This is a genomic window from Kitasatospora sp. NPDC052896 (assembly GCF_044547075.1).
Taxonomy (GTDB): domain Bacteria; phylum Actinomycetota; class Actinomycetes; order Streptomycetales; family Streptomycetaceae; genus Kitasatospora.
Map to the genome: position 1 here is coordinate 1 of NZ_JBITZU010000057.1, position 9,018 is coordinate 9,018.

Below are 9,018 nucleotides of genomic sequence, written 5' to 3' on the forward strand. Positions count from 1 at the left end.
CTCGTGGGAGGTGTTCGAGCGGGCGGGGATCGATCCGACCTCGGTGAAGGGTTCGCGGACCGGGGTGTTCGCGGGCGTGATGTACCACGACTACGCCTCGCAGCTCGCCGCGGTGCCGGAGGGCCTCGAAGGCCACCTCGGTATGGGGACCTCCGGCAGTGTGGCCTCCGGGCGGGTGGCTTACACCTTCGGTCTGGAGGGGCCGGCGGTGACGGTGGACACGGCGTGCTCGTCCTCGCTGGTCGCGTTGCACCTGGCGGCGCAGGCGCTGCGGCAGGGTGAGTGCTCGCTGGCCCTGGTGGGTGGCGTCACGGTGATGGCGACGCCGAGCACCTTCGTGGAGTTCAGTCGTCAGCGCGGTCTCGCCGTGGATGGTCGTTGCAAGGCGTTCGGCGCCGCGGCGGACGGGACCGGGTGGGCCGAGGGCGCGGGCATGCTGTTGGTGGAGCGGTTGTCGGACGCGGAGCGCAACGGGCATCCGGTGCTGGCGGTGGTGCGGGGTTCGGCGGTGAACCAGGATGGTGCGTCGAACGGTCTGACGGCGCCGAACGGTCCCGCGCAGCAGCGGGTGATCCGGCAGGCGTTGGCGAGTGCGGGGCTGTCGGCTGCGGATGTGGACGTGGTGGAGGCGCACGGGACGGGTACGACGTTGGGTGACCCGATCGAGGCGCAGGCGTTGCTGGCGACCTACGGGCAGGACCGCCCGGAGGAGCGGCCGCTGTGGCTGGGCTCGTTGAAGTCGAACATCGGTCACACGCAGGCGGCGGCCGGTGTGGCTGGTGTGATCAAGATGGTGATGGCGATGTGGCACGGGGTTCTGCCGCGCACGCTGCACGTGGACGAGCCGACTCCGCACGTGGACTGGTCGGCGGGTGCGGTGCGGCTGCTGACCGAGTCGGTGGATTGGTCGGTGGGTGACCGTCCGCGTCGGGCCGGTGTCTCCTCGTTCGGTGTCAGCGGGACCAACGCGCACGTGGTGCTGGAGCAGCCGCCGGTGGCGGTCTCCGCTGAGCGATCGAGTGCGTCGATGTCCGGTGTGGCTGTGCCGTGGCCGCTGTCGGCGAAGGATCCGGCCGCGCTGCGCGGCCAGGCGGAACGCCTCGCCGCCCTTGTCACCGAGCACCCGGAGCTTGACCCCGCGGACCTCGGCTACTCCCTGGCCACCTCGCGGGCGGCGCTGGAGCACCGCGCGGTGGTGGTGGGGAACAGTCGTGAGGAGCTGTTGCAGGGCCTGGCCGGTGTGATCGAGGATCGGCAGCTCGCTGGGCTGGTATGTGGGGCCGCTCTCCCGGACACCAGGCTCGCGTTCCTGTTCTCGGGGCAGGGGAGTCAGCGGTTGGGGATGGGGTGTGAGTTGTGTGCGTTGTTCCCGGTGTTCGCGGCTGCCTTCGACGCGGTGTGTGTCGCGGTGGATGTTCACCTTGGGCGGTCGTTGCGTGAGGTGGTGTTCGGTGCGGATGCCGGGCTGTTGGAGCGGACGGAGTTCGCGCAGCCGGCGTTGTTCGCGGTGGAGGTGGCGCTGTTCCGTCTCGTCGAGTCGTGGGGTGTGCGGGCGGACTTCCTGGCCGGGCATTCGGTCGGTGAGTTGGCTGCCGCTCATGTCGTGGGCGTCCTTTCGTTGGCGGACGCCGCTGAACTTGTCGTTGCTCGTGGGCGGTTGATGCAGGCGTTGCCGTCGGGTGGGGTGATGGTGGCGGTGCAGGCCTCGGAGGACGAGGTGCTGCCGCTGCTGGGTGATCTGGTGGACCGGGTGGGGGTTGCGGCGGTCAACGGGCCGTCGTCGGTGGTGCTCTCGGGTGCCGAGGAGGCGGTGCTGGAGCTTGCGGGGCGGTTGGCGGCCGAGGGTCGTCGTACGAAGCGGTTGGCGGTGTCGCACGCGTTCCATTCGCCGTTGATGGAGCCGATGCTGGCGGAGTTCCGTGCGGTGGCCGAGCGTGTCACCTTCGGCGTTCCGACGCTGCCGATCGTCTCCACGTTGACCGGACGGCCGGTCGCCGAGGGCGAGTTGGGGGATCCGGAGTACTGGGTGCGTCACGTCCGTGACAGCGTCCGGTTCGCCGACGCGGTCCGGGCGTTGGCGGCCGAGGGCGTGACGGCGTTCCTGGAGGTCGGCCCTGGTGGTCTGACCGCGATGGCTCAGGAGACGCTGGCCGACTCCGGTGCCGTCGCCGTTCCGGCCCTGCGCGCCGACCGTCCGGAGGACGTGGCCTTCACCACCGCCCTGGCCCAACTCCACGCGCACGGCGTCGCCCTCGACTGGGAGGCGGTGTTCGCGGGCCGTGGTGCCCGGCGCGTCGACCTGCCCACCTACGCCTTCCAACGCCAACGCTACTGGCTGGAGTCGAGCCGGCCGACCGGTGATGTCGCCTCGGCAGGACTGACGGCGGCGGACCACCCGCTGTTGGCCGCGGTGGTCACGCTGGCCGGTGGCGAGGGCACGCTCCTGACGGGGCGGTTGTCGCTCTCCGCTCAGCCCTGGTTGGCGGAGCACGTGGTGATGGGCGTGGTGCTGTTGCCGGGTACCGCGCTGGTGGATCTGGCGTTGCGGGCGGCCGACGAGGTGGGCTGTGGCCTGCTGGACGAGTTGACCCTCCAGGCGCCGCTCGTTCTGCCCGAGCAGGGCGCGGTCCAGTTGCAGATCGCGGTGGGTGGCGCCGACGAGTCCGGCCGCCGCACGGTGAACGTGTACTCGCGCCCGGAGTCGGGCGACGGCGTCGAGTCCTGGATCTGCCACGCGACTGGAGCGGTGTCACCGGGACGGACGGAGACGTTCGACCTCGCGTCCTGGCCGCCCCTTGCCGCCGAGGTGGTGGGGACCGGGGGTTACTACGAGCGGTTGGCGGAGCTCGGGTTCGGTTACGGTCCGGTGTTCCGGGGGTTGCGCGGGTTGTGGCGGCGGGGTCGGGAGGTGTTCGCCGAGGTCGCGTTGCCGGAGGGTACGGAGGTCGGCGGGTTCGGTGTGCATCCGGCGTTGCTGGACGCGGCGTTGCACGCGGTCGGTCTGGGTGGGCTGTTGCCCGACACCGGGCAGGGGCGGATCCCGTTCTCGTGGAGTGGGGTCCGGCTGTCCGCGACCGGTGCGAGTGCCCTGCGGGTGCGGCTGGCTCCGGCCGGTCCGGACGCCGTCTCCCTGCTGGTCGCCGACGGCACCGGCCATCCCGTCGCCGCGATCGACTCCCTCGTCCTGCGCCCCGTCCCCGCTGGGCAGTTGAGTGCTGCCCGCAGCGGACAGCAGGACTCGCTCTACCGCGTCGACTGGACGGTCCTGCCCGTCTCGCGACTGCCGATGGGCGAGTCGTGGGCCGTCATCGGTGACGACGACGGCCTGCGCGCCGCCGTCGAGGAGACCGGAGCGCGAGCCGCCTTCCACCCGGATCTGCCGAGTGTGCTGCGGCGGTCCGAGAGCGGTGAGTCACTGCCCGCCGTGGTCCTGGCGACCGTGGGCAGCCACATCGACAGTGACCATCCCACGGAGCACGCGCACCGCACCGTCCACCGGATGCTGGAGCTGTTGCAGCAGTGGCTCTCCGACGGGCGTCTCGCCGACTCCCGGCTCGTGGTGCTGACCAGCAACTCGGTGGTCACACGGGACGGCGACAAGGAGGTCGATCCGGCCCAGGCCGCGGTCCGGGGTCTGCTGCGGTCCGCGCAGTCGGAGCACCCGGGCCGGTTCGTCCTGGTCGATCTGGACCGGGACGCGGACTCGGTCCGCGCCCTGCCCGCGCTGCTCGACGCCGGCGAGGAGCAGTTCGCGGTGCGTGACGGTGAGGTGCTGGTGCCTCGCCTCGCACGGGTCGAGACGGCGGACGGAAGCCCCGCCGCCCCCGCCTTCGCCGAGGACGGCACGGTGCTGGTGACCGGGGCCTCGGGCACGCTGGGCCGTCTGGTGGCACGGCACCTGGTGACCGAGCGCGGTGTGCGTCGGCTGCTGCTGGTGAGCCGCGGTGGCGGTCGTGCCGAGGGGACGGCCGAGCTGGTGGCGGAGTTGACGGCCGCTGGTGCGTGCGTCGAGGTGGCGGCCTGTGACGTGGCGGACCGCGACGCGCTTGTCGCGCTGCTGACGGCCGTTCCGGCCGAGCACCCGCTGACGGGGGTCGTGCACGCGGCTGGCGTGGCGGACGACGCGGTGATCGACTCGCTGACGCCGGAGCGCATCGACCGGGTGTTCCGTCCGAAGGTTGACGCGGCGCTGCATCTGGACGAGCTGACCCGGGACCTGGAGCTGTCGGCGTTCGTGCTCTTCTCCTCCGCGGCCGGTGTGCTCGGCAGCGCGGGGCAGGGCAACTACGCTGCGGCGAACGCCTTCCTGGACGCGCTCGCGCAGCAGCGCCGGGCGGCCGGGCTGCCGGCGGTCTCGATGGCCTGGGGCCTGTGGGCCGAAGGCAGCGGGATCACCGGCAGGATGAACGACGCCGACCGCGGCCGAATGGTCCGCAGCGGAGTCCTGCCGCTGTCCACCGAGGAGGGGCTGGCGCTCTTCGACACCGCGTCCGGCCGTCCTGAGACGACCGTCGTGCCGGTGCGACTCGACCTGACGGGCCTGCGGGCCCGGGCCGCGACGGGCTCGCTCCCCGCGCTCCTGCGGGGCCTGGTACGAGTCCCGACCCGGCGCGCCACCGCGAGTGCGGCGACGGTCGAGGCGCCCACGCTGTCCGCTCGGCTGACCGGCCTGACCGAGGCCGAGCAGCGCAAGCTGCTGCTGGACCTGGTCTGCGAGCACGTGGCGGCGGTCCTCGGCCTCGCCTCGCCCAGCGTGGTGCGCCCTCGACGGGCGCTGCGCGAGCTCGGGTTCGACTCGCTGACCGCGGTCGAGTTGCGCAACCGCCTGGCCGCGGCCAGCGGGCTGCGGCTGCCGCCCACGCTGATCTTCGACTATCCGACGCCCGACGAACTCGCCGAGCACCTGCGGGCCGAGACCGCTCCGGCGGTGCAGGGCGTCAGCGCACTGCTCGCGGAGCTCGACGGGCTGGAGGCGGCGCTGCGCACGGCGGCACCGGACGATGACGGCCGCGATGCCGTCGCGTCGCGACTGCGGGCCCTGACAGCACTGTGGGCGAACTCCACGCCCGGCTCGCCGTCCGCGTCGGAGGAACCGAAGGCCAGTTTCGCCGACGAGCTCAACGTCGCGACCGACGACGAGATGTACGAGTTCCTCGGCAAGGAATTCGGTATCTCCTGACCCCTGAGAGTTGGCGGAAAACTCTCGTCCCCCCAACGAATCTGCCGGATTTCGGCTCCATGAGATCTCTGCAAGAGGATGGCCTCAGGTGAACAACGAGGAAAAGCTTCGCTACTTCCTCCGGCGAGTGACGGCGGACCTGCACGAGGCCCGCGAGCGGCTACAGAAGATGGACGACGCCCAGCAGGAGCCGATCGCGATCGTGGCGATGAGCTGCCGCTTTCCGGGCGGCGTCAAGTCGCCGGAGGACCTCTGGCGACTGCTGGTGGACGGCGGGGACGCGATCTCGGAGTTCCCCGCCGACCGTGGCTGGGATCTGGACGCGCTCTACGACCCCGACCCCGACACGCGCGGTACGAGCCACGTGCGGGAGGGCGGATTCCTCGACGGGATCGATCTCTTCGACGCCGGACTCTTCGAGATCTCGCCCCGCGAGGCCCTCACCATGGACCCTCAGCAGCGCATTCTGCTGGAATCCTGCTGGGAGACCTTCGAAAGGGCGGGGATCGACCCGACCTCGCTTCGTGGCAGCCGAACCGGCGTGTTCGCCGGCGTCATGTACCACGACCACTCGGCCGTTCTCCAGCAGGCGGTGGAGGACGTCGAGGGCTACATCGGTACGGGCAGTGCGGCCAGTGTCGTCTCCGGCCGGGTGGCTTACACCTTCGGTCTGGAGGGGCCGGCGGTGACGGTGGACACGGCATGCTCCTCCTCGCTGGTGGCCCTGCACCTGGCGGTGCAGGCGCTGCGGCAGGGCGAGTGCACGCTGGCGCTGGCCGGCGGGGTCACCGCGATGCTCAACCCCACCTCGTTCGTGGACTTCAGCCGGCAGCGTGGGCTGGCCGCCGACGGTCGCTGCAAACCGTTCGCCGCCGCCGCAGACGGGACTGGGTGGGCTGAGGGTGTCGGCATGCTGTTGGTGGAGCGGTTGTCGGACGCGGAGCGCAACGGGCACCCGGTGCTGGCGGTGGTGCGGGGTTCGGCGGTGAACCAGGACGGTGCGTCGAACGGTCTGACGGCGCCGAACGGGCCGTCCCAGCAGCGGGTGATCCGGCAGGCGTTGGCGAGTGCGGGGCTGTCCGCGGCCGAGGTGGACGCGGTGGAGGCGCACGGGACCGGGACGACGCTGGGTGACCCGATCGAGGCGCAGGCGTTGCTGGCGACCTATGGTCAGGGCCGGTCGGAGGACCGGCCGCTCTGGCTGGGCTCGTTGAAGTCGAACATCGGCCACACCCAGGCCGCGGCGGGGGTGGGCGGCGTCATCAAGATGGTGCAGGCCCTCCGGCACGGGCTGCTGCCGAAGACGCTGCACGTGGACCGGCCCACGCCGCACGTGGACTGGTCCGCCGGGGCCGTGGAGCTGCTGACCGAGCCGGTGGCCTGGCCGGAGGGTGACCGCCCGCGCCGCGCTGCCGTGTCCTCCTTCGGCTTCAGCGGCACCAACGCGCACGTCATCATCGAGCAGGCGCCGGAGCCCGCCGAGGAGGCGGGCGACGCCGAGCCCCAGCGGACCGGCGAGCCGCGGTCGCTGCCACTGCCCGCCCTGCCGACACCCGTCCTCCTGGCGGCCAAGAGCCCCACCGCGCTGCGCGACCAGGCCGCGCGACTGCTCCGCCACACGGAGGCCAACCCCGATCTCACGGTGGCGGAGATCGGCCTCTCCTCCGCGACGACGCGGGCCGCGCTCGACCACCGGGCGGCGATCGTCGCGGCGGACCGGGAAGCCCTGCGCGAGGCCCTCGGCGCGCTGGCCCGGGACGAGTCCGCTGCGGGGGTGGTCACGGGGGCGGTGGCTCCCCGGAGCATGGTCGCCCTGCTGTTCTCGGGACAGGGGAGTCAGCGGTTGGGGATGGGGCGTGAGTTGTGTGCGTCGTTCCCGGTTTTCACCAACGCTTTCGACGCGGTGTGTGTCGCGGTGGATGTTCACCTTGGGCGGTCTTTGCGTGAGGTGGTGTTCGGTGCGGATGCCGGGCTGTTGGAGCGGACGGAGTTCGCGCAGCCGGCGTTGTTCGCGGTGGAGGTGGCGCTGTTCCGGTTGGTGGAGTCGTGGGGTGTGCGGGCGGGCTTCCTGGCTGGGCATTCGGTTGGTGAGTTGGCTGCCGCGCATGTGGCGGGGGTGTTCTCGTTGGCGGACGCCGCTGAACTTGTCGTTGCTCGTGGGCGGTTGATGCAGGGGTTGTCGTCGGGTGGGGTGATGGTGGCGGTGCAGGCCTCGGAGGACGAGGTGTTGCCGCTGCTGGTCGGGCGTGAGGGCCGGGTGGGGGTTGCGGCGGTCAACGGGCCGTCGTCGGTGGTGCTTTCGGGTGCCGAGGACGCGGTGCTAGAGCTTGCGGGGCGGTTGGCGGGCGAGGGGCGTCGTACGAAGCGGTTGGCGGTGTCGCACGCGTTCCATTCGCCGTTGATGGAGCCGATGCTGGCGGAGTTCCGTGCGGTGGTCGAGCGTGTCACCTTCGGCGTTCCGACGCTGCCGATCGTCTCCACGTTGACCGGACGGCCGGTCGCCGAGGGCGAGTTGGGGGATCCGGAGTACTGGGTGCGTCATGTTCGCCACACGGTCCGGTTCGCCGACGCGGTCCAGGCGTTGGCGGCCGAGGGCGTGACGGCGTTCCTGGAGGTCGGCCCCGGTGGTCTGACCGCGATGGCCCAGGAGACGCTGGCCGACTCCGGTGCCGTCACCGTTCCGGCCCTGCGTGCCGACCGGGCCGAGGACGTGGCCTTCACCACCGCCCTGGCCCAACTGCACGCGCACGGTATCGCTCTCGACTGGGAGGCGGTGTTCGCGGGTCGTGGTGCCCGGCGCGTCGACCTGCCCACCTACGCCTTCCAGCATGAGCGCTACTGGCTCGACACCCGCCCAGCCACCGGTGATCTCACCGGCTCGGGACTGTGGTCGGCGGATCACCCACTGCTGGGTGCCGCGGTCGCGCTGGCCGACGGTGACGGCGTGCTGCTGACCGGCCGGCTGTCGCTCGCCACGCACGCCTGGCTGGCGGACCACGTGGTGATGGGCGCGGTCCTGCTGCCGGGCACGGCGCTGGTGGAGCTGGCGATCCGGGCCGGCGACCAGGTGGGCTGTGACCGGGTCGAGGAACTGACCCTGGAAGCCCCGCTGCTGCTGCCCGAGCAGGGCGGCATCCACCTCCAGGTCATGGTGGACCACGCCGACGAGTCCGGCCGCCGGGCCGTTCGGCTGTACTCGCGGCCCGACGACGCCACGGCTGCCGAGCCGTGGACGTGCCATGGCACGGGTGTGCTCGCGACGGGTCCGCGCGCGGAGTTCGAGCTGTCCGAGTGGCCCCCCTCCGGGGCGACCGAGGTCGACGTCGACGCGCTGTACGACCGCCTGGCCGGGCTGGGTCTGGAGTACGGCCCGGTGTTCCGGGGCGTGCGGGCCGGGTGGCGGCGCGGGGACGAGGTCTTCGCGGAGGTCGCGCTGCCCGAGGACGTTCAGACCACGGGCTTCGGTGTGCATCCCGCGCTGCTGGACGCGGCTCTGCACGCCGTCGGTCTGGGCGACTTCGTCGAGGACCACGACCAGGGGCGGATCCCGTTCTCGTGGAGTGGAGTGAGTGTGTCGGCCGCCGGTGCGGCCGCGCTGCGGGTGCGGTTGGCTCCGGCCGGCACGGACTCCGTCTCGCTGTCGGTCGCCGACGGGGCCGGGAGGCAGGTGCTGTCGGTCGAGTCGTTGATGCTGCGCCCGGTGGCCGCCGAGCAGCTCACCGCCGCGCGCGATCAGCAGCGCGACTCGTTGTATCGGGTGGAGTGGGTGCCGCGGTCGGTGTTGGTTGGTGGTGTGGAGGTGGTGGTTTGTGAGGGTTTGGCGGGTGTGGGTGTTGGTG

General features: G+C 71.9%; 2 protein-coding genes. Both read left to right on the forward strand.

From position 1 onward, the window contains the following. Positions 1-5,179, forward strand: a 5,179-nt coding sequence (locus tag ACIGXM_RS37165) for a type I polyketide synthase (protein WP_396568547.1), incomplete at its 5' end; no start/stop codon positions are given. An 88-nt stretch (positions 5,180-5,267) separates the two neighbouring features. Then, the coding region (locus ACIGXM_RS37170) for a type I polyketide synthase (protein ID WP_396568548.1) at positions 5,268-9,018 on the forward strand (3,751 nt) is incomplete at its 3' end.